This window comes from Lysinibacillus parviboronicapiens, assembly GCF_003049575.1.
GTDB classification, from domain to species: domain Bacteria; phylum Bacillota; class Bacilli; order Bacillales_A; family Planococcaceae; genus Lysinibacillus; species Lysinibacillus parviboronicapiens.
This window is the reverse complement of the sequence record NZ_PYWI01000004.1, coordinates 116,434-140,558: the sequence shown is the minus strand read 5'-3', so window position 1 is coordinate 140,558 and position 24,125 is coordinate 116,434. Positions and strand designations below refer to the sequence as shown.

At 40.1% G+C, this 24,125-nt stretch carries 24 protein-coding genes and 2 pseudogenes; 23 read left to right on the top strand and 3 right to left on the bottom strand.

Annotated elements, in window-relative coordinates; all coding sequences use genetic code 11:
- Positions 1 to 139 precede the first annotated feature (139 nt).
- The 5 genes and pseudogenes from C9J35_RS25040 to C9J35_RS06150 all read left to right on the top strand — a co-directional run.
- A pseudogene (locus tag C9J35_RS25040) lies at positions 140 to 289 on the top strand (biotin/lipoyl-containing protein); the annotation flags it as partial.
- A gap of 276 nt (positions 290 to 565) precedes the next feature.
- Entirely contained in the window at positions 566 to 1,276 is a 711-nt protein-coding gene (locus C9J35_RS06165; protein ID WP_054768149.1) for a cytochrome c biogenesis CcdA family protein, read from the top strand.
- A gap of 52 nt (positions 1,277 to 1,328) precedes the next feature.
- Positions 1,329 to 1,697, top strand: coding sequence for a response regulator (locus C9J35_RS06160; RefSeq protein ID WP_268807910.1), 369 nt, complete (start codon positions 1,329 to 1,331; stop codon positions 1,695 to 1,697).
- 25 nt (positions 1,698 to 1,722) lie between these two features.
- A complete protein-coding gene (locus C9J35_RS06155) occupies positions 1,723 to 2,220 on the top strand; it encodes a CcdC family protein (protein WP_107923817.1) in 498 nt (165 codons plus the stop codon).
- A gap of 178 nt (positions 2,221 to 2,398) precedes the next feature.
- Entirely contained in the window at positions 2,399 to 2,590 is a 192-nt protein-coding gene (locus tag C9J35_RS06150) for a hypothetical protein (RefSeq protein ID WP_054768152.1), read from the top strand.
- 76 nt (positions 2,591 to 2,666) lie between these two features.
- On the opposite strand, the gene C9J35_RS06145 is transcribed toward C9J35_RS06150, so the two are convergent.
- The gene (locus C9J35_RS06145; protein ID WP_193767047.1) at positions 2,667 to 3,107 is read right to left on the bottom strand and encodes a DUF2621 domain-containing protein; all 441 of its coding nucleotides are present in this window, start codon (positions 3,105 to 3,107) and stop codon (positions 2,667 to 2,669) included.
- 111 nt (positions 3,108 to 3,218) lie between these two features.
- Between C9J35_RS06145 and C9J35_RS06140 the strand changes: the two genes are divergently transcribed.
- The 5 genes from C9J35_RS06140 to C9J35_RS06120 all read left to right on the top strand — a co-directional run bounded on the left by C9J35_RS06140 (position 3,219) and on the right by C9J35_RS06120 (position 5,658).
- Positions 3,219 to 3,434: a DUF1659 domain-containing protein gene (locus tag C9J35_RS06140; RefSeq protein WP_107923815.1), complete on the top strand. Its 216-nt coding sequence runs from the start codon at positions 3,219 to 3,221 to the stop codon at positions 3,432 to 3,434.
- Positions 3,435 to 3,466: 32 nt separating this feature from the next.
- Positions 3,467 to 3,691 (top strand): DUF2922 domain-containing protein, encoded by a 225-nt coding sequence (locus tag C9J35_RS06135; protein ID WP_054768153.1) that lies wholly within the window; start codon positions 3,467 to 3,469, stop codon positions 3,689 to 3,691.
- Positions 3,692 to 3,880: 189 nt separating this feature from the next.
- Positions 3,881 to 4,003, top strand: a complete 123-nt coding sequence (locus C9J35_RS06130) for a YvrJ family protein (RefSeq protein ID WP_107923814.1) — start codon at positions 3,881 to 3,883, stop codon at positions 4,001 to 4,003.
- 102 nt (positions 4,004 to 4,105) lie between these two features.
- The gene (locus tag C9J35_RS06125) at positions 4,106 to 4,711 is read left to right on the top strand and encodes an SCO family protein (protein WP_054768154.1); all 606 of its coding nucleotides are present in this window, start codon (positions 4,106 to 4,108) and stop codon (positions 4,709 to 4,711) included.
- Between the two features lie 410 nt (positions 4,712 to 5,121).
- Entirely contained in the window at positions 5,122 to 5,658 is a 537-nt protein-coding gene (locus C9J35_RS06120; protein WP_054768162.1) for a DUF1572 family protein, read from the top strand.
- A gap of 311 nt (positions 5,659 to 5,969) precedes the next feature.
- Here C9J35_RS06120 and C9J35_RS06115 read toward each other — a convergent pair whose 3' ends face one another.
- Positions 5,970 to 6,524: a hypothetical protein gene (locus tag C9J35_RS06115; RefSeq protein WP_054768155.1), complete on the bottom strand. Its 555-nt coding sequence runs from the start codon at positions 6,522 to 6,524 to the stop codon at positions 5,970 to 5,972.
- A gap of 346 nt (positions 6,525 to 6,870) precedes the next feature.
- Between C9J35_RS06115 and C9J35_RS06110 the strand changes: the two genes are divergently transcribed.
- The 3 genes and pseudogenes from C9J35_RS06110 to C9J35_RS23380 all read left to right on the top strand — a co-directional run.
- Complete coding sequence (locus C9J35_RS06110) at positions 6,871 to 8,550, top strand: methyl-accepting chemotaxis protein (RefSeq protein WP_107923813.1); 1,680 nt, start codon at positions 6,871 to 6,873, stop codon at positions 8,548 to 8,550.
- A 367-nt stretch (positions 8,551 to 8,917) separates the two neighbouring features.
- Complete coding sequence (locus tag C9J35_RS06105; protein WP_107923812.1) at positions 8,918 to 10,879, top strand: methyl-accepting chemotaxis protein; 1,962 nt, start codon at positions 8,918 to 8,920, stop codon at positions 10,877 to 10,879.
- Positions 10,880 to 11,191: 312 nt separating this feature from the next.
- Positions 11,192 to 11,325 (top strand): annotated as a pseudogene (locus tag C9J35_RS23380) (IS5/IS1182 family transposase); the annotation flags it as partial.
- A 33-nt stretch (positions 11,326 to 11,358) separates the two neighbouring features.
- On the opposite strand, the gene C9J35_RS06100 reads toward C9J35_RS23380, so the two are convergent.
- Positions 11,359 to 12,756 carry an alanine/glycine:cation symporter family protein gene (locus C9J35_RS06100; RefSeq protein WP_107923811.1) on the bottom strand — a complete coding sequence of 466 codons (1,398 nt, stop codon included), beginning with the start codon at positions 12,754 to 12,756 and terminating at the stop codon, positions 11,359 to 11,361.
- A gap of 745 nt (positions 12,757 to 13,501) precedes the next feature.
- Here C9J35_RS06100 and C9J35_RS06095 point away from each other — a divergent pair.
- From C9J35_RS06095 to C9J35_RS06050, 10 genes are all read left to right on the top strand, one after another.
- Positions 13,502 to 14,221 carry an aspartate/glutamate racemase family protein gene (locus tag C9J35_RS06095; protein WP_054768156.1) on the top strand — a complete coding sequence of 240 codons (720 nt, stop codon included), beginning with the start codon at positions 13,502 to 13,504 and terminating at the stop codon, positions 14,219 to 14,221.
- A 54-nt stretch (positions 14,222 to 14,275) separates the two neighbouring features.
- Positions 14,276 to 15,331: a DmpA family aminopeptidase gene (locus C9J35_RS06090; RefSeq protein WP_054768157.1), complete on the top strand. Its 1,056-nt coding sequence runs from the start codon at positions 14,276 to 14,278 to the stop codon at positions 15,329 to 15,331.
- Between the two features lie 282 nt (positions 15,332 to 15,613).
- Positions 15,614 to 16,357, top strand: coding sequence for a M15 family metallopeptidase (locus C9J35_RS06085; RefSeq protein ID WP_235616210.1), 744 nt, complete (start codon positions 15,614 to 15,616; stop codon positions 16,355 to 16,357).
- Positions 16,354 to 17,148: a M55 family metallopeptidase gene (locus C9J35_RS06080; RefSeq protein WP_107923810.1), complete on the top strand. Its 795-nt coding sequence runs from the start codon at positions 16,354 to 16,356 to the stop codon at positions 17,146 to 17,148. Before C9J35_RS06085 ends, C9J35_RS06080 begins: the two co-directional genes overlap by 4 nt.
- 23 nt (positions 17,149 to 17,171) lie before the next feature.
- Entirely contained in the window at positions 17,172 to 18,239 is a 1,068-nt protein-coding gene (locus tag C9J35_RS06075; RefSeq protein WP_107923809.1) for a dipeptide epimerase, read from the top strand.
- A 25-nt stretch (positions 18,240 to 18,264) separates the two neighbouring features.
- Complete coding sequence (locus C9J35_RS06070; protein ID WP_107923808.1) at positions 18,265 to 20,088, top strand: peptide ABC transporter substrate-binding protein; 1,824 nt, start codon at positions 18,265 to 18,267, stop codon at positions 20,086 to 20,088.
- Between the two features lie 111 nt (positions 20,089 to 20,199).
- Positions 20,200 to 21,144, top strand: a complete 945-nt coding sequence (locus tag C9J35_RS06065) for an ABC transporter permease (protein WP_107923807.1) — start codon at positions 20,200 to 20,202, stop codon at positions 21,142 to 21,144.
- The gene (locus C9J35_RS06060; RefSeq protein ID WP_054768158.1) at positions 21,144 to 22,118 is read left to right on the top strand and encodes an ABC transporter permease; all 975 of its coding nucleotides are present in this window, start codon (positions 21,144 to 21,146) and stop codon (positions 22,116 to 22,118) included. Before C9J35_RS06065 ends, C9J35_RS06060 begins: the two co-directional genes overlap by 1 nt.
- Positions 22,119 to 22,131: 13 nt before the next feature.
- Positions 22,132 to 23,193 (top strand): ABC transporter ATP-binding protein, encoded by a 1,062-nt coding sequence (locus C9J35_RS06055; RefSeq protein ID WP_107923806.1) that lies wholly within the window; start codon positions 22,132 to 22,134, stop codon positions 23,191 to 23,193.
- On the top strand, positions 23,183 to 24,124 hold the full coding sequence (locus C9J35_RS06050; RefSeq protein ID WP_107923805.1) for an ATP-binding cassette domain-containing protein: 942 nt from the start codon (positions 23,183 to 23,185) through the stop codon (positions 24,122 to 24,124). The genes C9J35_RS06055 and C9J35_RS06050 overlap by 11 nt, the downstream gene beginning before the upstream one ends.
- Position 24,125: the final 1 nt, after the last annotated feature.

Here is a 24,125-nt window from a genome sequence, read left to right as displayed (position 1 = left end):
TCTAATTCTTTACTTTTTTGGGCGTTTGCAAATAAAAAATGAAAGGCTATGGAGTAACGACATAGCTTGTATCGTTTTAGTTTTAACTGTAATCGCTTTTGAAATTGCTGGGTGGCACTGTGATTATGTCTGCGAACCAAGCATGAAAATGGAAACAACGGTACAAGCATCAAAGGATGGGGTGGTCAAAGAGGTATACGCCACTGCAGGTGATGCGATTTTAACGAGAGATTTATTGATTGTATCGACTTGCATTATAATAGAAGGAACGAAGCAGATTTTAATGTGATGCCAAAAGCACTATTAACGATGCGCTACACCTTGCAGGGTTATGACGGGATCGTCTCGGGATTTATCGAGGCGCTCACGTCTTTTGTCATGATGCTGTGAACGTTGACAGAAAAGGGGCTAGCGGTGCATAATGCAAAAGGACCTTTCAACGTGTTATAACACTTCACGGTTTCAACATGATTTCGCCATGAAACGTTCACAAACAGGAAGGGCGCATTTTACCTAGTTTTTTGGTACGATGGAGGCAGTAACTGTAAGGAGCGAATAATAAAATATGGAAACTGATATTAACGTATTTTTAGCCTTTGGTGCTGGATTTTTAAGCTTTATCTCACCATGTACACTCCCACTGTATCCTGCATTTTTATCATACATAACGGGCATGACATTAGATGAGCTAAAATCCGAGCGAGGCATGATGCAAAAGCGTGCTATTTTGCACACACTATTCTTTTTACTAGGCTTCTCGATTATTTTCATCATGATCGGGCTTGGTGCGTCATTAGCTAAAGAGTTTTTCCTCAATTATCAAACATTATTGCGTCAAGTGGGCGCTATTTTAATCGTCGTTTTTGGCTTAATGATTGTCGGATTACTACAAATTGATTTCCTCATGAAGGATCGTAAATTCCAATTTCAAAACCGACCATCTGGCTATTTTGGATCGGTATTAATTGGTTTAGCCTTTGCGGCAGGATGGACACCGTGTACAGGTCCAATATTAATGTCGATTATTTCACTGGCTGGCGCAAACCCAAGTTCAGGCTTTAGCTATATGTTTGCCTATTATTTAGGCTTTGCGATACCATTTTTCGTGCTGTCTTTCTTTATTTCACGCATGACTTGGATTCGAACACACAGTCAGAAAATCGTGAAAGTTGGCGGTTATATTATGATTGCCGTGGGGATTTTATTATTCTTTGACGGTTTAACGTATATCACGCGTATGTTAGAGCCTATTTTTGGTGGATTTACAGGCTTCTAATCTGCTAAACTAAAGTGGCATACTGTACTTTAACGTGGAAGGAGATGAACACGTGCCTACAGTTTTAGTAGTGGATGATACGCTATTTATGCGTGTTGCAATAAGTAATATGTTTAGTGAATGGGGTTATGAGGTCGTCGGCAAGGCGGTCAATGGTAAGGAAGCTGTAGCAATGTATCGTGAGTTACAACCAGACCTTGTAACAATGGATGTAACAATGCCCGTTATGACAGGTATTGCAGCTGTAAAGAAAATCATCCCCGAATTTCCGAATGCAAAAATTATTATGGTTACAGCTCTAGGTCAACAAAAATTAATCGTTGAAGCAATTGAAAGTGGTGCGAAAGATTTTATCACGAAACCTTTCGAGCCAGAAAAATTAAAGGCTGTAGCAGATCAATTAGTTGGTCAAAGTTGTTAATTTGACATTAGAGGAGGATTTTTACATGTTAAGCAATATACCTTCTCAATATTATGTAATCGGTTCGACCATAATGGCCATTTTGATGGGTAGTTTTGTAATGGTCATACGTATGAGAGCTTCCAAAAAGCCAACAAATGAGAAGAAAATTATCATTCCACCTATCGCGATGTCTTCAGGTGCGTTAATGTTTTTATTTGAACAATTTAGAGTACCGCCAATGCAAATATTAGAGGCTACTGCTGTCGGGATGGTGTTCTCAACCATTTTAATAGCTACTTCTAAATTTGAAGTAAAAGGTCAGGATATATATTTAAAACGTTCAAAAGCCTTCGTTTTTATTTTAATCGGACTTTTAGTTTTCCGCGTTGTGGCGAAAATAATTTTAAGTAGCTCCATAGATGTCGGTGAGTTAGCGGGCATGTTCTGGATTTTGGCATTTGCTATGCTAGTACCTTGGCGAATTGCCATGCTCATGCAATATAAAAAAATAAAGAAAACAGTACCGTTAAAGGTTATGTAATGCAAAGAAAGTGCACTAGCGTATACGCTAGTGTGTTTTTTTATGGATAGACTAGCAGAACTGACGGATAGAGTCGTTGAACCGGCGGATAGATCAGCACAACCGCCGAATAGACCTGCTTTCAAGATTTACTTATGCTATACTAGGAAGCACGTTAAAAAGTGAGGAGTACGACAAGATGAAATATTTTAAACCACAGATGCAACAGCTCGTGAAAGAACATCGTGAACTGCATGACCAATTAAAGAAGCTTATGGCTGAAATGGATTTACAAAAGAATTATGCATTAAAAGCGCTGTATCATGCTGAGGTAGCCGACGGTGGGCGTTATCAGCAAGATTATCAGGCACTGGATCATCTATTTAAGTAGAAATACCTGTTGCCGATTAGCAGAGGCATGACCAATACAAAAAACCCGCACTTGCCAAAAAGTGCGGGTTTTCGTATTAATCAAATAAGTGCTCGTACGGGGATACGTCGATTTGCATCTGATCTAATTTTTTACGTAAAAATTTATGGTCACGCTTCGGAGTTGCTTGAATATAGCCGCGAATAATTAAGTCGTTGTCTATAGCTTTCGCTTTTTCCTCTAAAGCAAGTTCCCCAATTTTCCCCGCAATTTTCTCTTTGGCTACTTGTCTGAATAACTCGGGTACAGGGCTTACAAGTTCATATAAGAACTCCTTTTCAGGTTGTCCCCATAAATGAATCGTTTTATCTAAATAAAATTCTTGCCAATCTAAATCTGATTTGCCATCCTGCTTTGGCAATGCCTTCAAAAACTTACGGAACATGAAAAATCCACCAATGCCCATTAAGGATATAAGGACGACTACCCAAAACAAGATAAACCATAAAAACCAACCTTCTAACTGCAAACCGTTCACCTCTTTACCTTCTCTGACTCTATTATAAAAGCTTGGCCCAAAAAATTCATCCTTATTGTCCCTCTTTTTACAATTTGTCAGTATATATTCTGTAGAAAGGGGGTGGGGTATATGGCAAATACAATTTTTTTAGGTGCCACACTGCGCTTAAAGTATATTGTTGGTCACGATGAGCACAACGAGCCGAAGTTTTCTACAAAAACGTACCAAAATCTTAACGGTTCGCATTCCAATGTGGACTTACTGAATGTAGCAAAGGCAATGGCAAGTCTCTCAACCCAGCCATTAGACAGTGTCGTAAAGCAAGAAACAACAGATTTATCGTAACCGAACACACGAAAAACAAGGAGGTGAACATCATGACCCAAGTACTAGAATTGCAATTCGAAACAACCATGGGGAAAACAGCGACAATTACGATTGATGCACCGAAGCCAAGTATTACAGCATCGGACATTCAACAGGTCATGGCAACGATTATTGCGGGAAACGTTTTTGAAGTAAAAACAGGTGCTTTTGTTGCGATAAAGGGAGCCCGCATCATTGATCGTCAAGTTTCAACATTCGACTTAACTACTGTGTAATTCAAAAATGGTCTTTGCGGAATTAACTGCAAGGGCCATTTTTTAAATCGCAAGGCATTGCGCTTCCTTCAGTGAACATTGTGAAGCTCTCCTGCTAAAAAGCGGAGAGACGAGAGGTCAGTAGCCTATGCTATAGCACGAGTTTGCTAAAAAGCGTACATGCACTTTCTATAGTGGGGGGAAGTATAGATGGAACAATGGTTGAATATGATATCAGATATTGGCTTTCCAATTGTAGTGTCGTTTTATTTATTACACCGCTTGGAAGTAAAACTGGATGCGATTCATGATGTGCTTGTCTCATTAAAGTGAAATTGATTTCACAAAGATGTACGAAAGCTGTCACGTCGAGTGGTTGTCAACGCTTACACCATTCGATAAGATGAAGGTAATGTAAGTAGGGAGTGTGTTAATATGAAAAATAAAGTAACGGGGCTTGTGCTACTACTTGTGTTAGCAACAGTACTTAGTGCATGTGGCAATGTGAAGTTTAAGGCAGATTATAGTATGGAAATGCAAGATTTTGAGCATGTCAATCAACGTGGAGAAAAAGTCTCTTTAGACAGCTTGAAAGGGAAACCATGGTTGGGTATGTATGTTTTCACAAATTGCACTTCAATTTGCCCACCAATGTCATTTAATATGACACAAGTACAAGAAAAGTTAAAAGATAAAGGAATAGAAGATTATAATATTGTGGCCTTTTCAATTGACCCAGAAGTGGATACACCCGAAGTATTAGCAGATTATTTAGCACGTTATAATGTGCCAGATGATTCGAAATGGAATCTTCTTACAGGTTATGCGCAGTCATATATTGAGCAATATGCCCAAAAATCAACGAAAATATGGGTGAAAGATGATCCGAACAGTGACCAAGTCATCCATGGTTCTCAATTTTTCTTAGTCGATAAAGATGGTGTCCTCGTGAAAATGTATAATGGTTATTCTGAGGATGAAGATGTACCAATTGATACAATCGCTGGGGATATAGAAACATATATTGAAGAAAATTTATAACAGAATGCGAGTGCTATTGTTACGTAGCACTCGCTTTTTTTTGTTGCTCCACCCATTATTCTAAACCTTCTCGCTGGCATCGACATAGGCTTTATCATCAATGGTTATATCAAAAAAAGCATTTGGGACACGTCATTAATAAGAAAGTTGGAGCGCTACAAACTTACCTTTACGGGGTGTTTTTTTGTTAAGCATCGTTTATAGTAGGACAAAATGTTTGCACGTACGGAGATTTATGCTCGACCGAACTAACAATGAATAACTGGAAAGGTTGTTGCTATAAAAGATAGAAGCATTTTTTGGGGGTGGAAAATTTTTCTGTCAATGAATTCTGCTACATTCGTCCTTCGTTTATAATTGTAGAGGTAAGCGTAATGTTACAGCTTAAGGAGAAGGAGAGATGTGGTTGTATGAGCATAGGAGAAACTTATTTAAAAGTTGTACTAGAAAGATTTACGAGGGTCAAAGCTGATGGCGATAAAACCATCGCTCAATTAAACAATGAGCAATTGCATTGGGCCTTTAATGAAGATTCGAATAGCATTGCCGTTATTGTCAAACATGTTAGTGGTAATATGATTTCTAGATGGACGGATTTTTTAACGACGGATGGCGAGAAAGCTACAAGGAATCGGGATGATGAATTTAATGATAGTATTGGCTCGAAAGAAGCGATACTAGCGACATGGGAAAAAGGCTGGCAAGTGTTTCTGGATGTACTTCAGGGGTTAACCGAACAGGACTTATTAAGGTCAGTGATGATTAGAGGACAGCAACATACGGTCATAGATGCCATTGAAAGACAAATGGCCCATTATGCTTCACATGTTGGTCAAATTGTCTACATTGGCAAGCAAATCAAGGGCGATGAATGGAAGACGTTAAGTATTCCCCGAGGACAATCCCGGGCATTTACAGAAACGATGTTGAAAGCGCATCAAAAATAACAAAGAGCCGCCTCCCTAAAGTGTTGGCGGCTTCAGCCTATAGACAAACTCAACAAAGAAAGCGAGTTTGTCTACAGGCTTTTCTCTTTTACAGCAACCGCTCAGGTAGCAGCACTAACCGTTCAGGTCAACCGGAGTACCGCTCGTCTGGCGAGCACCAAGCGCTCGGGTCAACTGGGGTGAAGTTGCAGAAGCGGAATGGAAACGCAAAAAATCGTAGCCTGTTAAGGGAGGCCACGATTTTTTGCTATAGTCTGTACAATGTGCTTGCTTGAATCTACTATTATCGTGATGGAATAATTATAGCAGCATTAAGGTAAATAAAGCTGATACATAGCAGTCTCTTCATCAATCGATTGGGCGATGTCAAATGCTTGTTGCTGTGTTTTATGATGATTGATGATTTCGTACATATACCTTGTTAGAAACATGACATTGGCATTGCCATCTATGAAATCAGCAGGACCTAAATATGACGCGCAACCACTTGTAAGAAATGCCTCCGCTAGTTGTTTATCGCCTAATGTACAACCACATGCAATGACCTTTACATCTTGTAGTTTCGAATAATGTAAGACCTCTTGATGATCGAAGAATTCACCTCTCGGCTCACCATCCTCATAGACGTCCTCTCCAAGTTCGGGTAGACAAAATCTTCCTTCATCTCCATGAAAATTTAAGATCAAATAATCCATTTTGTCCTCTCGATCTTCACCAGACAGAACATCAACCAAGTCACTTGGTCGTCCTATCCAATGAACCGTAACCCTTGCGCCGAAATACTCTAGCATAGAGCGTAGCGCGTACGATTCCATATCACAATCTGGCCCAACCACTAAGCTCACATATAACTCTGGTTTACTCATGTGTTTACCCCTTCCTTTATTGCAAGATAGACTTAGTTTACTGCTATAAAGTCATTATAAGATGAGTTATTCTAATTTGGAAATATAATGAATACTTGGTTTGCGATAAGGAGAGAACCGGTAGCAAAGGCGGTCGGGTTTTAGCGAGCAATTGAAGAAGCTAAGCGATCTAACTTTTAATAACTAGTAAAATACTCCTTAGAAAAGTCAATATATTTTGATAGGAGTTTTTATTTTTGTAAAATATTAGATTTTATTTGTTAGAAAAGTAATGAGTATGTAGGAGGATTCGCCAACTTGCGCTATACTCAATATGCTAAATACAATAGCGGAATAGAGGGGTCCTATGAGATTTACAGTAGAACGAAAACTGCAGTTTGCTTTTGGTATTGTTTTAATATTTCTATTATTTATTGCAGGGATTGCGATGTATTATTTGAATGAAAATAAACATACACTTGCTGAAATTGAAGAAAATACCGAATTAATTAATTTATATAATGATATTTCTTTTCAAACAGTGCGAGCGAATGCAGCTATCCGGGGATACATGTTATATGGCAAAGCAGAAATGTTAGATAACCATCATGAAATTCGTAATACCTTACATAAGTCCATTGATCGGATTGCATCATTAGGACAAGATAATGCAGAGTTTGCATTATTTTTACAACAGTTAAGTGAGTGGGAGAAACCCATTGACGAGCAAATCGTGCCGTTATATCAACATGGTGAACAGGCACAAGCACAGCAGCTAGCGTTACCAGTGCTTGGAGAAGGCTCTCAAAAACTAGTTGTTTTTGGGAAAACGATGGCGACAGCGCAACAGGATGAAATGTTGGCACATATCGAAGCTACAAAGCAAAGTGGCGCAAGAAGTGCCAAGGAAATCGCTGGATTAGCAATAATTTCGTTACTAATAAGTATCATCATTGCCACTGTATTTGGTCGACATGTCGCAAAAAATATTCAACAAACTGTTGTCGAAATGGACAAGTTCTCAAATGGCAATTTACAAACTCATTTACAATTTACAACGAAGGATGAATTTGCACAGCTTGCAAGCTCCTTTAATACGATGTCTGAAAAGCTTCGACATACTATGAAGCAAGTCGGCGACTCGTCTGAACAGGTGGCAGCAACATCGGAGCAACTGACAGCCAGCAGCTTGGAAGTGACGCAAGCAACAGAGGTTGTGACAGAATCCATCCAAGATATTGCACAAGGGATTGAAAAACAAGATACATTGACAGGGGATGTAAGGCGTTTATCTTCGCATATCTTGAAAAAAATGAATGAAATTTCAACAAGCATTGATAATGTCAATGATGCAACGGTTGAAACAAAGAATATGGCGAGTACGGGCCGTGCCTCTGTACGGAGTGTCATTGAGCAGATGAATGAAATATCAGATAATAGCGCAGAGCTTAGCACACGTGTGAATGACTTAGATGAAAATACATCGGCCATTGTTTCTGCAGTTAATGTCATCAAAAACATTGCGACCCAAACAAATCTACTGGCGATTAATGCTTCCATTGAAGCGGCACGAAGTGGTGAGCATGGCAAAGGCTTTGCAGTTGTGGCAGAGGAAGTTCGTAAACTAGCAGATGAATCGAATTTAGCGGCTATCGATATTGAAAAGGTTGTGGCACAAATTACAGATAGCACAAGAATTATTGAAGAAGATATGGTTAATAGCAATGACTCTGTAACTGCAGGGCGTGAAAAAGTAAATGTTGCGCGTGACAACTTTCTTCAAATTGATCAGGCCATTGATGATGTACAAACACAGTCAGAAGCCGTTACAGCGGCCATTCGTGCTATCTATTTGGACATTGAAAAACTAGTCAAAGAAATCGATTATATTAGCGAAGTCTCTTTGCAATCAAGTGGCAATGTCCAAAGCGTTGCGGCCTCATCACAGGAGCAAAATGCGGCGATGGAAGAAGTGGCCGCAGCTTCCACGCATCTTGCAAAAATGGCCATTGATTTACAAGAATCCATTCAAACATTTAAATACTGATTCATTTTAGGCCCCGATGCATTACAGACATAGAAGATGCATTGGGGTTATTGGTATGTGCTAAATTACGAAAATAGTGTCATCGCTAAAAAATGCAAAGATTGCAAATACATTAAATTATTTTACTTATGTAAAAAGCTGCAGAAAATGAAAAAAAGTGTTTGAATTTGAGCGTTTTGACCGATAAAATCTAAGGATCAAAATTATTGATTGAGGAGCGAGAAGTAAAAATCATATGTAGATGACAGCGACAATCTTTTCAAGTCTAATCAATACATCAATAAACGGGTATGCACAAAAAAGGCATACGCCAAATAATCATAAGCACAAGTGTTACAAGCTATGAAGACAAAAGGAGAATGGTTGCATGAAAAAAATATTTGGAAGCTTTAAAGGCAAGCTCTATGGATTATTTGCCCTTGTATTACTCATCCCAGTACTTTCAGTGGGGATTTTATCGTATCTCTCAGCAAAAGATTCTATCAAAGATGAAATTTTATTTAGCGCAAATGAAAGTGTTGAGATGTTAAATAAACAGATAGATAAAACGATCAGTGAAAAAATACACGAAGTCGGTGTTTTTAGCGAAGCAATAAATGCCTCTATGTATGAAGAGAGTGAAGCGTCGCTACGAACAATGTTCAATCAATTTATTGCATTAAATCCTGATACATTAAGCATCTATGTTGGAACAGAGGACGGTAGATTTATAGTAGAACCAAAAAAGTATGAATCTACAGATAACCCCTTGGAAAGAGAGTGGTATAAAGAAGCTGTAGCGCTCAAGGGCAAATCTTTTGTGACAAAGCCTTATGTAGATGCGGGAACAGGAGACATGGTCGTTACAGTTGCTCGCCAGGTAAAAGATCAATCAGGAGTTGTGGCAGTAGATATTACACTGACAGAACTTCAAAAAGTAGCTGACTCTATTAATATTGGAAAAAATGGTTATTCCTCTATTTTTGGTGACAATAATATGGTTATTTCTCATCCTACATTAAAACCAGGAGGGGAATTGCAAGAGAAGTTCTTAGATAAAATGTACGAAAGTGATACAGGTACGTACGATTATGTCTATAATGATGATGATCGCATTATGTCTTTTACTACGAATAAATTAACTGGCTGGAAAATTACAGGAACCATTTTTGCTAAAGAAATAGATGAATCAGCAGCTTCGATTTTATCTAATACGATTCTTGTCTTAGTCATTGCGATTATTTTAAGTACCATTGTCGTTTATATTGTGATTAAAGCAATCATTAAACCAATTAGAGCCCTAAAAGATAGCGCCGTAACCATTAGTAAAGGTGATTTAACGGAGAAAGTGACAATTACCTCTAGAGATGAGATTGGGCAATTGGGACAAGCCTTCAATGACATGCAAGATAGTCTTCGTACACTTATTAAAAAAATAGAATTAAACGCAGAAGAAGTTGCATCTTCAGCAGAAGAGTTAACGGCAAATGCCGATCAGACGAGTGAGGCAACGGAAAAAGTGGCCATCTCTATACAAGAAGTGGCGTTAAGCGCAGACACACAAACAACGAATGCAACGAGGAATGCAGAATCGTTAAATGAACTTTCAAAAGCCATCCTTCATGTGGCAGAAATATCGTCCACAGTGACGGATCTGTCTCAATATGCGACTAAACAGGCTGACGAGGGCGGACAAGCAGTGCAAGATACTAAGGATCAAATGAATTCTATTCATTTATCTGTCACTGATTCAAACAATAAAATTCAATCCTTACACGAACGGTCTCAACAAATTTCGTCCATTTTAGATGTCATTACAAGCATAGCCGATCAAACTAATCTACTGGCTCTCAATGCAGCTATCGAAGCGGCAAGAGCAGGGGAGCATGGTAAAGGTTTTGCAGTAGTAGCTGATGAAGTACGCAAGCTGGCCGAGCAATCCCAGCAATCGGCTAGTCAGATTTTTGAGCTCATTCATGGTATTCAAGAAGAAACAGCACAGTCTGTTCACATCATGGCAAGAGTGTCAGAGGACGTACTTAACGGCTTACGTGTATCCGATGAAGCAATCGCCAAATTCCAAGTTATTATGTCAAGGATGAATGACATTACTCCTAAAATGGAAGAAGTTTCTTCTGCATCTGAACAGATGTCGGCGAGTGTGCAAGAGGTAACCGCAATTACGGAAGATTTGGCTTTCTCCGCTAAAGGGAATGCGGCTGCATCAGAAGATGTTGCTGCTTCAACTGAAGAGCAATTAGCTTCCATGGAAGAAATCAATGCATCTGCACAAGCACTATCTCATATGGCAGATGAATTAAAAGGGCTCATCAGCCAGTTTAAATACTAAAAAAACCGCTCTTCATTGTAATGATGAGGAGCGGCTCAGACTGTCAACAAACGTAAAAATTGTGTTTGTTGACAGTCTTTTTTCTTTTACAATTAAATTAAGTAAAGCTGTTGATTTTCACTACGGGCGGATGCTTTCCACGGGCGGAATCGAGCTGCTTCCTTCGCTTCACTCAGTCCAGGATCTTGACTTTTCCGGAGTCACCGCTCTTCGTTCCAATCAACTTCTAACTTCATACTATGTTGATTAAAAGTAAACTTTTGAGGTGATGATCAATGATAACGAAGAATCAAATCAATGAACGTGAACAATTATGTAAAGGATGAACGCACAAAGCAGTGGCGCCATGCAGCGACAGAATGAAAAGGGCCTTGTATTAGGTGCCATTGTGACATCATGTGTTGCAGCCACTTGTTGAAAGGGTTATTCAAAACGTTCAAAAGCCATCGAGAGGGAATTCTCGATGGCTTTTGTTTTGTTTACTTACGATCGTCTTCCCAACAATCTGTATTTTTTAATCCTGGGATTGATTTTGCGAAAAATACAGGGTTTTTACCCAATTTGCGTTGCTGTGTAAAGTCATCTAACACAAGGAAAGCAATCTTACCGAGTAACATAATAACCACAATATTGATCATCGCCATCAGACCCATAAAGAGATCCGCTAAGTTCCAAACAAGTTGTACCTGTGCTACAGAGCCGAACATCACCATGACAAGTACTAAAACACGGTAACCAGTCATCCAACCTTTATGAGCATTAATAAACTCAATATTCGATTCTCCGTAATAGTAATTGCCAATGATAGAACTAAAGGCGAAGAAAATAATTGAAATGGCTATAAAATAAGGCGCCCATCCACCAACATGTTCTGCTAAAGAATTTTGAGTGAGGATGATGCCGTTACTTTCACCTGTGTCATAAAGACCAGCTAAAATAATAATGAATGCTGTAGCCGAACAAATAAGGATTGTATCAAAGAATACACCTAAACTTTGTACGAGACCTTGTTTGGCCGGATGTGAAGTATTGGCAGTCGCAGCTGCATTCGGCACACTACCCATACCAGCTTCATTCGAAAATAAACCGCGACGTACACCTTGCATGATCGCAACGCCAATTGCTCCGCCAGCTGCCTCTTGAAGGCCAAAGGCCTGCGATAAAATTAGCTGAAAGACATGTGGTATTTCAGAGAAATTGGTCACGACAACGTAAAATGCAACAAGTAAATAAAAAACAGCCATCACTGGGACAATTACTTGGGTAAATTTTACAATTCTATGTACGCCACCAAAAATAATCACGGCAGTTAGCAAAACCAAACAGATTCCGATGTAAGAAGGTTTAATCTGAAAAGCTTCTCCGACAGAGGTTGCAATCGTATTAGACTGCACTGCATTAAAGATAAAACCAAAGCTTAGCGTTAAAAGAATACTAAAAATAATGCCTAATTTGCGTTGACCTAAAGCTTTTTCCATATAATAGGCAGGGCCACCACGGAAAGTGTTGCCGTCTTTTACCTTGTAAACCTGTGCAAGCGTACTTTCTATAAATGCTGTAGCCATACCTACAATGGCAATAATCCACATCCAAAATACCGCACCTGGTCCACCTACACCAATAGCGAGTGCCACCCCTGTGATATTACCAGTACCAACGCGAGAGGCTGCGCTAATCGTAAAGGCCTGGAATGGAGAAACGCCAGATTCTCCCTCTCTTTTTTCAACTATTAAACGAAACATTTCGCCAAAGAGACGTATTTGCACAAACTTAGTGCCGAATGAAAAATACAAACCTGCTGCTATTAACAATACGATGAGTATATACGTCCATAAAATATCATTCGTTGAGTTAACAATATCTGAAATCCATTGCATCTATCTTCCCCCTTTTTCAGTACGTTTTAGTCTACACTGTTTTTTTGTGAAAAATCAACTTATTGAAAATACTAAAAAATGTTAATAATCAGATAAATAAGCCTCCCATTTTATAATGATTTCATATAGGAAATAAAATGAAGAGGGAAACCTTGATAGAATTACTCAATTTTAAATTTTTGAATCAGAGCATTTAGTATTTTTTTATTAGTATAAATGTTATTTTTTCTTTCATACCAATATAAATAATTCGTTTTTAATCCCACTGATTGAAGTTTCCCTTTATCCCGCATAAACGGTCAGTAAGACGCGCTTCAAGTGGAGAGGCGATCAACTGACCGTAAAAGCCCGATTGGTTCAACTATCATTTAGTGGGGACCACTGATTGAGTTCCACTTTATCCCGCATAAACGGTCAGTAAGACGCATTTCCAGTGGTGAGGCGATCAACTGACCGTAAAAGCCCGATTGGTTCAACTACCAATCAGTGGGGAAAAAGAGACACCCACTGATTGAAGTTTCACTTTATCCCGCATAAACGGTCAGTAAGACGCGCTTCAAGGGGAGAGGCGATCAACTGACCGTAGAGGCCCGATTGGTTCAACTACCAATCAGTGGGGACCACTGATTGAGTTTCACTTTATCCTATTTGAAAAAAGCTGAAGTAGAGATGGAAAAGTAAAATTCGTGTTTTATTGGGATGAATTTCTAGTATAATATTAGATATTTATACGGAGGGTGATGCAATGAAAACAATTGGATTAATCGGGGGCATGAGCTGGGAGTCTTCAGCTGAATATTATCGACTGATCAATGAAAACGTCAAGCAACAACTAGGCGGTTTGCATTCGGCAAAATGTATTTTGTACAGTGTTGATTTTCAAGAAATCGAACATTATCAAGCGGCAGGTGAATGGGAACAAGCTGGGCATGTGCTTGGAGAAGCGGCACAATCTTTAGAGAGAGCAGGTGCCGATTTCATTGTGATTTGTACGAATACGATGCATAAGGTCATTGACGTGATTGAGGTCAACATTACAATACCTATTCTACATATTGCTGACGCAACAGCCGCACAAATTCAACAGGCGGGTTTACAAAAGATTGCACTGCTTGGAACAAAATATACGATGGAGCAAGACTTTTATAAAGCTAGAGTTGAAGGTTTTGGCATCGAGGTAGTGATTCCAAGTGAGCTAGAGCGTAACAGCGTCAATCGAATCATTTATGAGGAATTATGTTTAGGTAAAATTGACTCTGTTTCAAAATCCTATTATTTACAGGTGATTGAAAAGTTAATAGAGGAAGGAGCACAAGGCATTATTCTTGGTTGTACGGAGATAGGCTTATTGATTAAGCAGGAAGATGTAGCTGTGCCTGTATTTGATACAACGGTAATTCATGCCCATGCCGCAGCGGCAACGGCAATCCCATCCGAAAACGGATTGAATGGCAGGGACGCTTAATCCACAGTCTTTGGGGGCTTCATATTGTCACTAATTTAATGGTGAGGTGATGGCATGCAGAAAAAAGTACGAGACATGGGTATAGTCATTGGTTCGTTACCGATAGGACCGAAAAACTGTATAACAGATGTAGCAGGCGTGCGTGTAGGGCATGTGACGCTTGATGAAAAGTTGAATCAAGACGGTACCTATGCATGTACAGGGGTAACAGCGATTTTACCGCACGGAGGAAATCTATTTCAGCACAAGGTCACCGCTGCAAGCTATGTACTAAACGGCTTTGGCAAGACGACAGGACTTGTACAAGTTAATGAGCTAGGGGTCCTTGAATCACCGATTATGCTAACGAATACATTTGGGGTACCTGCTGTCACACAAGGCACTTTACAATATATGTTAGATGCCAATACAGAGATTGGCAATTCGACAGGGACGATAAATATTGTCGTAGGGGAATGCAATGATAGTTATTTAAATTCTATTCGTGCCTGTCCGGTTTCGCCTGCACATGCGATTGAAGCAATTCACAGTGCATCAGAAGATGTAGCAAGAGAAGGGGCAGTTGGAGCAGGAAAAGGCATGATATGTTTTGGCTATAAGGGCGGCATCGGCACTGCTTCGCGTATTGTCACAGTGGAACAAGAAATAACTTATACAGTTGGCTGTTTGGTGTTAAGCAATTTTGGGCATAGCACTGAGTTTTTAGCCGACCGTTACCAGCTCAAGAGCAATCAGAGTGACTCGACTTTATCGCCAACAGATGGTTCGATAATAATTGTGTTGGCAACGGATGCCCCGCTTAGTAGTCGCCAGCTGTCTCGTGTGATTAAGCGCTGTGGTATTGGTCTTGGGCGTACGGGTAGTCATTTTTCACATGGTAGTGGAGATATTGTCATAGGTTTTACAACGGCCCACCACATTCCACATACGTCGAACCAACATGTAGAAACACGTACGCAGTTGCGTGAGGATCATGCAATTATGAATCAATTATTTACTGCGACGGCAGAAGCGACAGAAGAAGCCATTTTAAATTCTCTATCACAGGCACAAACAACAAAAGGTCGAGATGGTCATGTAGTGGAAGCCTATCAGTTTGATGGTAAGTAATATAGTAAATTGTAAAAAGTTATTGTGACACTTACGTGTTTCAATAGCTTTTTTCTTTGTCTAAAAATTTCTGAAAAATAGGACATTTCGACTTGCTACGTAGATTTTCAACAAGGAAATTGCGCATTTTGTATGAAAATAAGAAAATAACCATTTATTTGTAATAATGCTTTTTTTATCTAGTCAACGAATATTTGGTGTGCTAACATTTACTTTAAAAATACAGAATTATCAAAAAAGAAACATATACTTTGCTTGCTATGCTTTCGAGAGTAGGGGTGCATGATGATGCAAGGGAAATTATTTCAGCCAATTGATGTATTAAAGGCTACCAATAGACAACAGCCTCCATCTATGCAAGAAAATAGCGAACCACTCATACGAGTTGGCGAGGATGATGCTCGAATTTTTGTCAAGCCCATTTATTATTTACAGCACATTCCGCACAGCCTTAAGTCGCTTTATTTGCGTGATGGTGCGTATGAGCGTTTGAAACAAGCAGTCCGGCTTTTGCCTGAAAATTATCGTGTTATTGTGTATGACGGCTATCGTCCATTACAGGTGCAACAATTTTTGTTTACGCAGTTTTCGCAACAAATAAAGAGGCAATATCCTGATTTTACGCAAGAAGAGGTTGTCAAAGAAACGCGAAAGTATGTAGCGTTTCCACGCTTAGGAAATGAACATTTGGCTCCTCATCTAACAGGGGGAGCCATTGATGTAACACTGGGGGATATAAATGGCAAGGCGTTAAATCTTGGTACGGCGTTTGATGAACTAAGTGCAAAATCAGCAACGCGTTATTTCGAACAGCATACAGCAGAAAATTACGAAGCCTGTCTGCATCGTCGTCTGCTGTATAACTGTATGACCATGGTCGGGTTTACAAATTATGCAGAGGAATGGTGGCACTATGACTTGCACAATATCGCCTGGGCAACACGAGTGAATGCCCCAAAAGCCAGTTATGGTGCTATCGAAGCACAGATTCAAGACAATCAAGTAAAGGAGTATCGATATCTATGAAGGTATATATAAGTGCAGATATTGAAGGAATTACGGGTACAACATCATGGAGTGAAACGGAGCTCAATGCGCCGGATAATGAATTTTTTCGCAAGCAAATGACAAAGGAAGTAGAGGCTGCCATAGAGGGCGCTATACTTGGTGGAGCGACAGAGATTTTACTCAAGGATGCGCACGACTCAGCACGTAATCTGGATATTTCCAATCTACCTGTGAATTGCAAGGTCATTCGAGGCTGGACATATGAACCAATGTGTATGGTGGCAGGGCTAGATAACAGCTTTAACCGTGCCATTTTCATCGGGTATCACAGCAAAGGAGGAAGTGCGCGAAACCCATTAGCACATACGCTTTGTGTCTTTGCTGATGTGAAGATAAATGGTGAGTATGCTAGTGAATTTTTAATTAATACGTATGCGGCTGCTCTTCATGGCGTGCCAGTTTCGTTTGTGAGTGGGGATATGGGGCTAACGGAAGAGATTCAAACGCTCAATGCTAACATTGTTACATTTGCCACGAAAGAGGGGGTTGGCAATGCAACGATTAGCGTGAGCCCACAGCTAACACTTAAAGAAACAAAACGCCTTGTTGCAACATCGATGAAAGTGGAGCGAGAGGCTTTACAAGTGACATTGCCTGAGCGCTTTGTGGTAGAAATTATTTACCGGGACCATACACGTGCCTATCGTAATTCATTTTATCCGAATGCAACATTTAAAGCGCATAATACAGTGGAATTCGTGACGGATGATTTTTTTGAAGTGCTACGCCTTTTACAGTTCCTAACATAAGCCAAAAGATAGTAGGTGCATGGATGAAAATTAAAGATATCAGGGTTGCGAAAGTGGAGGCACCACTCATCACGCCATTTAAAACAGCGCTTCGCACAGTGCACAGTATTCATAATATTGCTGTCTATGTGTCTAGCGATAATGGACAAGTCGGCATTGGCGAAGCGGCACCAACAGCAGTCATTACGGGTGAAACACTAGGCTCGATGACACATGCCATCGAACATTATATTAAGCCTGCCATAACCGGGCTGGATATAGAGGAACTTGCGCACATGATGCAACGATTAGAGACAAGCATTTATCAAAATACCAGTGCTAAAGCTGCGGTGGATATGGCGATTTATGATTTATTTGCACAGCACTATCGAGCGCCATTGTATAAATTATTAGGTGGTTACCGCAAGGAGCTAGTGACTGACATTACAATCAGTGTCAATAATACAGAACAAATGGTGAAGGATAGTGTAGCTGCCGTAGCCCGTGGATTTCAAATTCTTAAGGTGAAAGTTGGTAAAGATCCGATTGGCGATGTCGAGCGCGTTGTGGCCATACGACAAGCAGTAGGACAACACATTACATTACGTGTGGACGCCAATCAAGGTTGGACGCCAAAGCAAGCGGTGCGAATTATTGGTGCACTTGAGGATGCAGGCACAAATATAGAATTAGTGGAGCAGCCTGTGCATTATCATGATTTGGCTGGTATGCAGTATGTGACAGCCAATACATTCACGAATATTTTGGCAGATGAAAGTGTTTTCTCTGCCAAAGATGCGTTGACGATTATCGAAAAGCGAGCAGCTGATCTCATTAATATCAAACTCATGAAAACAGGTGGTATCCATCAAGCACAGAAGATTTGCCACATTGCAGAGGCAAATGACATTCCCTGTATGATTGGTTGCATGTTGGAAACAAAAATTAGCGTAAGTGCGGCAGCTCATTTTGCGGCATCACAAAAAAATATAACAATGGTTGATCTAGACGGACCAAGTTTATGTTTGAAAGATCCTATTACAGGTGGTCCAGATTTTGACAACGCTCGCATTACAATGACGGATGCAGTTGGACTAGGATTTTCCATATAAAAAGATTGCTAGGGGGAGGCTTTTTATGAAAAAGTATTGGTTTCTTTTAGTGTGTCTTATCGCATTACTTTGTACAGCTTGCAGTAATGATTCCTCTGATGAAAAAAAATCAGAATACCGAGTTGTTTATTCAGGAGAAATTAAAACCTTAAACTATTTAAAAACTTCTGAAACCAATGAGTTTGCTGTTGCGGCTAACTTAGTCGACGGATTGATTGAATATGATAAGTATGGTGTCGTACAACCAGGCTTAGCAAAAGAATGGACTTCAAATGAAGATGCAACTGTGTGGACATTTAAGCTTCGAGATGACGTGAAATGGGTTACACATGACGGTAAAGAATATGCAGATTTAGTAGCGCAAGATTTTGTGGATGGCTTAAACTATGTACTTGATGCAAAAAATGAATCGTCAACTGTCTGGAGTGCGACCGTTGTGAAAAATGGTGAAGCGTTCTATAACGGTGATATGACAGATTTCTCAAAAGTTGGTATAAAGGCAACAGATAAACATACAGTAGAGTATACTTTAGAAGCACCTACACCCTATTTCCTCTCTATGCTGAACTACGTATGCTTCTTCCCAGTTAATGGTGAGTTTTTAGTTGAAAAAGGCGAAAAGTTCGGGACAACACGTGAAGATTTCCTTTATAACGGTGCGTATATATTGGACAAGTTCGAGCCTCAAAATGAGCGTGTGCTTGTGAAAAACGATACGTATTGGGATCAAGAAAATGTACTGATTGACCGTATACGCTATAAATATAACAAAGAAGCCGCAACAGTAGCGCCAGAACTATTCTTGCGTGGTGAAGTAGATTCGGCCAGCATTCCGACCTCTATCATTGATGAATGGTTTAATGATGACAAGAAAAAATCGCAGGTTCGTCAAACTCAAAATAATTTCTATACGTATTTCTATGCGTTAAACTTTGACCCACAATTCGATGCCGAGTATGAGCCAGAAAACTGGAAAATCGCAGTTAATAATAAGGACTTCCGTAAATCACTTTATCATGCGCTTGACCGTGTCTCAGCCATGCTAACAGTGGAGCCATACAACCCACAAGACATGCTAAGTAATACGGTTACACCGCGAAATTTTGTGGATGTTGCAGGGGTCGATTATACACTTTTAGCGCCATTAGAGCCTATTACAAGTAGCGATTCCTTTAACAAAGATTTAGCACTAGAATTTAAGGAAAAGGCAAAAGCAACTCTTGAAGGGAAAGCGACATTCCCAGTGAAAGTATTAATGCCATATAACTCTGGCAGTCCTGATTGGGCAAACCGTACGCAAGTAATTGAACAGCAAATCGAAAAATTATTAGGTGCTGATTATGTCGATATTATCGTTGAGGCAGGCCCTTCAACAGGCTTCTTATCAGAAGTACGTCGCCCAGGTAAATTTGCATTACTGGAAGCGAACTGGGGTCCAGACTATGCCGATCCATCGACATACACAGAACCTTTCAGTGTAGATGGTACGTATAATAAACCAGAATTAGCAGAGGGCTATAAAGAAGCCAATGGAAAAACGACCTATCAAAATTTAATTGATGAGGCGAAAGCAACTATTGATACAGCTGAACGTTATGATCTATTTGCAAGAGCAGAAAGTTTCTTAATTGAAGAAGCATTCGTCATTCCTTATGCAGTAGGTGGTAGTGGGTATGTCGCTTCCAAATTAAACCCATTTGAAGCACAGTACTCACCATTTGGTGTAACATCTGAAAAATTCAAAGGCCAACAAGTTCTAGACAAGCCCATGAGTAATGATGAGTTCAAGGAAGCTTTAGCAAAGTGGGAGCAAGAACGTGCTGAGGCTTTAGTCAATGCAACAAAATAAGCGCTTGAGATAATCATTGCAAAGTTTTCATGATGAAGGAGATGACCGAAAGAGATTAGTCGGCATCTCCTTCATTCTTTCTCGAATCTAGTCTGTAGGGAGGAATAAACGATGTTGTGGTATATCGGAAAACGGTTGTTACAATCAATCATCACTCTCTTTATCATTATCACGATTGTTTTTTCATTACTACGTTTAATGCCTGAAGAAGGTTATTTAGGCGCTGCGGCAGATAAAATGTCCCCTGCTCAACAGGAGGTGTATTTAAGTAATTTAGGTCTAAGGGACCCATTGCTTGTTCAATTAGGGAATTTTTATACAAACTTATTGCAAGGAGATCTGGGCAAATCAGTTACCTATCGTACAGATGTACCGGTTGTCACGATCATTGCAGATAAAATCATCTATTCGTTACTGTTTGGGCTAGGTGCCGTTGCCCTATCCCTAATTATCGGTGTACCACTTGGGATTTTAATGGCACACATGAAAGGACGCTGGCTTGATCGTTTAGGAACCGGATACATTGTCTTCGTCGTTGCTGTTCCAGCGGCCGTGTACTATTTAGTGATTCAAATGTATGTGACAGAAATTTTCCGTTTGCCAATGCTATTTGATGAATATAGGCCAATTACTTGGATATTACCACTGGTGTCAATGGCTCTCGCACCGACTGCCTCCTATGCAATGTGGATGCGTCGTTATATGGTCGATGAACTAAATAAGGACTATATTAAGCTAGCACGGGCAAAAGGCGTGAAAGAGCGTACATTAATGTTTAGTCATGTCTTAAGAAATGCCTTCATACCGATGGCGCAGTACTTACCTGCAACCATTCTATTTACCATTACAGGCTCTATTTATATTGAATCCTTATATTCCATACCAGGGATGGGGGGCTTACTCGTTGATGCTATCCAACGACAGGATAATACCATAGTCCAAGGACTTGTTCTCGTTTTCTCATCACTAGGAATCATCGGTCTGATTTTAGGGGATATCGCCATGGCACTTGTTGATCCACGTATCAAATTAGGAAAAGGGGAGAGTGTACGCTAATGAGCATATATACAGAAGAAATTAATAATATCTCAGACAAGTCACGTGAAGCGCTGTTTCAGTTTGCTGAAGTAAATGATAGCAAAGCAGAAGAAACAGCCTACTCCAATTATTCTTACTGGCGTTCGACATGGCAATCCTTTTTGAAAAATCGCTTGGCGGTCTTGTTATTAGTCATGGTTTGTCTAATCGTCGCATTTACCATCCTGCAACCGTACCTACCACAGCAAAAATCACCAACTGAAATTTATCTTGATGACCAAACAGGCTTACAAGCGCGCAATATTGCCCCGAACGCTGAATTTTGGTTTGGGACTAACTCAATTGGACAGGATTTATGGTCGCGCATTTGGGCAGGGACTCGTACCTCATTACTAATTGGCTGTGTTGTTGCATTGGTGGAGGCCATTGTTGGCATTACAATTGGCACACTGTGGGGCTTCTCTCGTAAGCTAGAAGTGCCGATTACGCAGCTCTATAATGTGGTGGATAATATTCCGACAACGATTGTTCTTATTTTAATGTCTTATATTTTACGTCCAAGTATTTCGACCATCATCATTGCTATGTGTATCACTGGCTGGGTGGAAATGGCCCGCTTCATACGTAACCAAATTGTGATTTTACGTGACCGCGAGTATAACTTAGCCTCTAAATGTTTAGGAACGCCTGACTACCGCATTATCGTCAAGAATCTATTACCCTATTTAATATCTGTCATTATGCTTCGGATGAGCCTCGCAATTCCTTTTGCAATTGGTGCAGAAGTGTTTTTAACCTATATTGGGTTAGGGCTACCAATCAGTGAACCGTCATTAGGGAATTTAATCAATGAAGGTCGTGTTTTGATGATGTCTGTGGATTTACGATATCAACTGATTTTCCCGAGTATCGTGTTAAGTGTGATTACAATTGCCTTTTATATAATTGGCAATTCCTTTGCGGATGCAGCAGATCCAAAAAATCATGTTTAGAGGGGGGAAGAGGATGGAAGCAACACGTACAAAATCCAGCATTTTATCGATTCAAAGCTTAGTCATTAAATTTACACTTCGAGGTCAGGTACTGACAGCCATTCGTGACATCTCCCTTGAATTATATCAAGGTGAAAGCTTAGCGATTGTTGGCGAATCGGGCTCAGGAAAATCGGTTCTTGTGAAATCCATTATGGGTCTGCTCGATAAAAATGGTTCCATCGAGCAAGGTCGAATTCTTTATAATGATAGGGATTTAGCGCAGTTTACAACAGAGCGAGAATGGTTGCAAATACGAGGGAAAGAAATTGCGATGGTTACACAAGATCCGATGACATCATTAAATCCACTGAAAACGATTGGTAAACAAATTGAGGAATGTGTGGTTTTACACCAAGGCTTAAAGGGCAAAGCCGCTTATGAAGAAACACTTAAATACCTAACTGATGTGGGTATTTATGATGTGGAAAAACGCTATAAGCAATACCCTCACGAATTTTCTGGAGGGATGCGACAACGAATTGTAATAGCGATTGCCCTTGCTTGTCATCCGAAAATATTAATTTGCGATGAACCCACGACGGCACTCGATGTAACGATTCAAGCACAAATTTTGCAGCTATTAAAAAATCTACAACAAAAATATGGGCTAACCACCGTTTATATTACACATGATTTAGGCGTTGTGGCAAAAGTGGCCGATCGTATTGCGGTTATGTACGCAGGTGATGTCATCGAAGTGGGTGCTACACATGAAGTTTTCTTCAATGGCCAACACCCTTACACTTGGGCACTGATTTCATCATTACCACAGCTCGGTTTAAAAGGGCAACAGCTCTATTCCATTAAAGGTACCCCACCAAATCTGTTCAAAGCAATAAAGGGCGATGCGTTCGCACCACGCAATCCATTCGCATTAAAAATTGACTATGAGGAGCGACCACCTTTCTTTCAGGTGAGTAACACACATTATGCACGAACGTGGCTACTAGATCCTCGCGCACCAAAAGTAGAGCTTCCTGAAACATTACTAGCATTTTTTGAGGAGGGGAGGCAACACGCCAATGACGCATAAAGAAGTACTAGTGGCCGTAAAAAACTTAAAAATTGTCTTTGGAAAAGGGAAAAACAAATTCGTTGCGATTGACGATGTAAGCTTTGACATTTTTAAAGGCGAAACATTTGGATTAGTAGGCGAATCAGGCTCAGGGAAAACAACGATTGGTCGTGCCATCATGCGCATCAATGAAGTTACCGACGGACAGATTTTGTACCATGGAAAGAACATTAACGGCAAAATCTCAAAGGACTGGGATCGTGAAATTACACAGAAAATCCAAATGATTTTCCAAGACCCTATGGCATCACTCAATGAACGAGCGAAGGTTGACTATATTATTTCAGAAGGTCTCGTTAATACAAAAAAATTTATAAGCGAGGAAGACCGTCAGCAAAAAGTGCGAAAGGCACTGTTGAATGTTGGATTACTACCCGAATTTGCCAATCGTTTTCCACATGAATTTTCAGGCGGTCAGCGCCAGCGTATCGGCATTGCACGTGCATTAGTGATGGAGCCAGAGTTTATCATTGCGGACGAACCAATTTCAGCGTTAGACGTGTCGATACGGGCACAAGTGTTAAACTTGTTAGCCAATTTACAACAGCAAAATCACTTAACGTATTTATTCATTGCACATGATTTATCCATCGTACGTTTTATTACAGACCGTACAGCAGTTATTTATAAAGGCAATATTGTGGAGTTAGCGGAGACGGAAACGCTATTTTCCAATCCCATCCATCCGTATACACGTGCATTATTATCGGCTGTGCCAGAGCCAAATCCATATAAGGAGCGTGAAAAAATCGTTGAAATCTATGACCCAACACAGCACCGCTATGACCAACAGCCACCAGCGTTTGTGGAAATAGAGAAGGGTCATTTCATACTGGCCAACGAACAAGAAATTGAAAATTACCGTACGACACGAAAAATGGGGGGTTGAC

Coding starts and splice junctions, on each gene's coding strand:
- C9J35_RS06165 (WP_054768149.1), top strand. CDS start 566: ATGGAAACTGATATTAACGTATTTTTAGCCTTTGGTGCTGGATTTTTA.
- C9J35_RS06155 (WP_107923817.1), top strand. CDS start 1,723: ATGTTAAGCAATATACCTTCTCAATATTATGTAATCGGTTCGACCATA.
- C9J35_RS06150 (WP_054768152.1), top strand. CDS start 2,399: ATGAAATATTTTAAACCACAGATGCAACAGCTCGTGAAAGAACATCGT.
- C9J35_RS06140 (WP_107923815.1), top strand. CDS start 3,219: ATGGCAAATACAATTTTTTTAGGTGCCACACTGCGCTTAAAGTATATT.
- C9J35_RS06135 (WP_054768153.1), top strand. CDS start 3,467: ATGACCCAAGTACTAGAATTGCAATTCGAAACAACCATGGGGAAAACA.
- C9J35_RS06130 (WP_107923814.1), top strand. CDS start 3,881: ATGGAACAATGGTTGAATATGATATCAGATATTGGCTTTCCAATTGTA.
- C9J35_RS06125 (WP_054768154.1), top strand. CDS start 4,106: ATGAAAAATAAAGTAACGGGGCTTGTGCTACTACTTGTGTTAGCAACA.
- C9J35_RS06120 (WP_054768162.1), top strand. CDS start 5,122: ATGAGCATAGGAGAAACTTATTTAAAAGTTGTACTAGAAAGATTTACG.
- C9J35_RS06115 (WP_054768155.1), bottom strand. CDS start 6,524: ATGAGTAAACCAGAGTTATATGTGAGCTTAGTGGTTGGGCCAGATTGT.
- C9J35_RS06110 (WP_107923813.1), top strand. CDS start 6,871: ATGAGATTTACAGTAGAACGAAAACTGCAGTTTGCTTTTGGTATTGTT.
- C9J35_RS06105 (WP_107923812.1), top strand. CDS start 8,918: ATGAAAAAAATATTTGGAAGCTTTAAAGGCAAGCTCTATGGATTATTT.
- C9J35_RS06100 (WP_107923811.1), bottom strand. CDS start 12,756: ATGCAATGGATTTCAGATATTGTTAACTCAACGAATGATATTTTATGG.
- C9J35_RS06095 (WP_054768156.1), top strand. CDS start 13,502: ATGAAAACAATTGGATTAATCGGGGGCATGAGCTGGGAGTCTTCAGCT.
- C9J35_RS06090 (WP_054768157.1), top strand. CDS start 14,276: ATGCAGAAAAAAGTACGAGACATGGGTATAGTCATTGGTTCGTTACCG.
- C9J35_RS06085 (WP_235616210.1), top strand. CDS start 15,614: ATGATGATGCAAGGGAAATTATTTCAGCCAATTGATGTATTAAAGGCT.
- C9J35_RS06080 (WP_107923810.1), top strand. CDS start 16,354: ATGAAGGTATATATAAGTGCAGATATTGAAGGAATTACGGGTACAACA.
- C9J35_RS06075 (WP_107923809.1), top strand. CDS start 17,172: ATGAAAATTAAAGATATCAGGGTTGCGAAAGTGGAGGCACCACTCATC.
- C9J35_RS06070 (WP_107923808.1), top strand. CDS start 18,265: ATGAAAAAGTATTGGTTTCTTTTAGTGTGTCTTATCGCATTACTTTGT.
- C9J35_RS06065 (WP_107923807.1), top strand. CDS start 20,200: ATGTTGTGGTATATCGGAAAACGGTTGTTACAATCAATCATCACTCTC.
- C9J35_RS06060 (WP_054768158.1), top strand. CDS start 21,144: ATGAGCATATATACAGAAGAAATTAATAATATCTCAGACAAGTCACGT.
- C9J35_RS06055 (WP_107923806.1), top strand. CDS start 22,132: ATGGAAGCAACACGTACAAAATCCAGCATTTTATCGATTCAAAGCTTA.
- C9J35_RS06050 (WP_107923805.1), top strand. CDS start 23,183: ATGACGCATAAAGAAGTACTAGTGGCCGTAAAAAACTTAAAAATTGTC.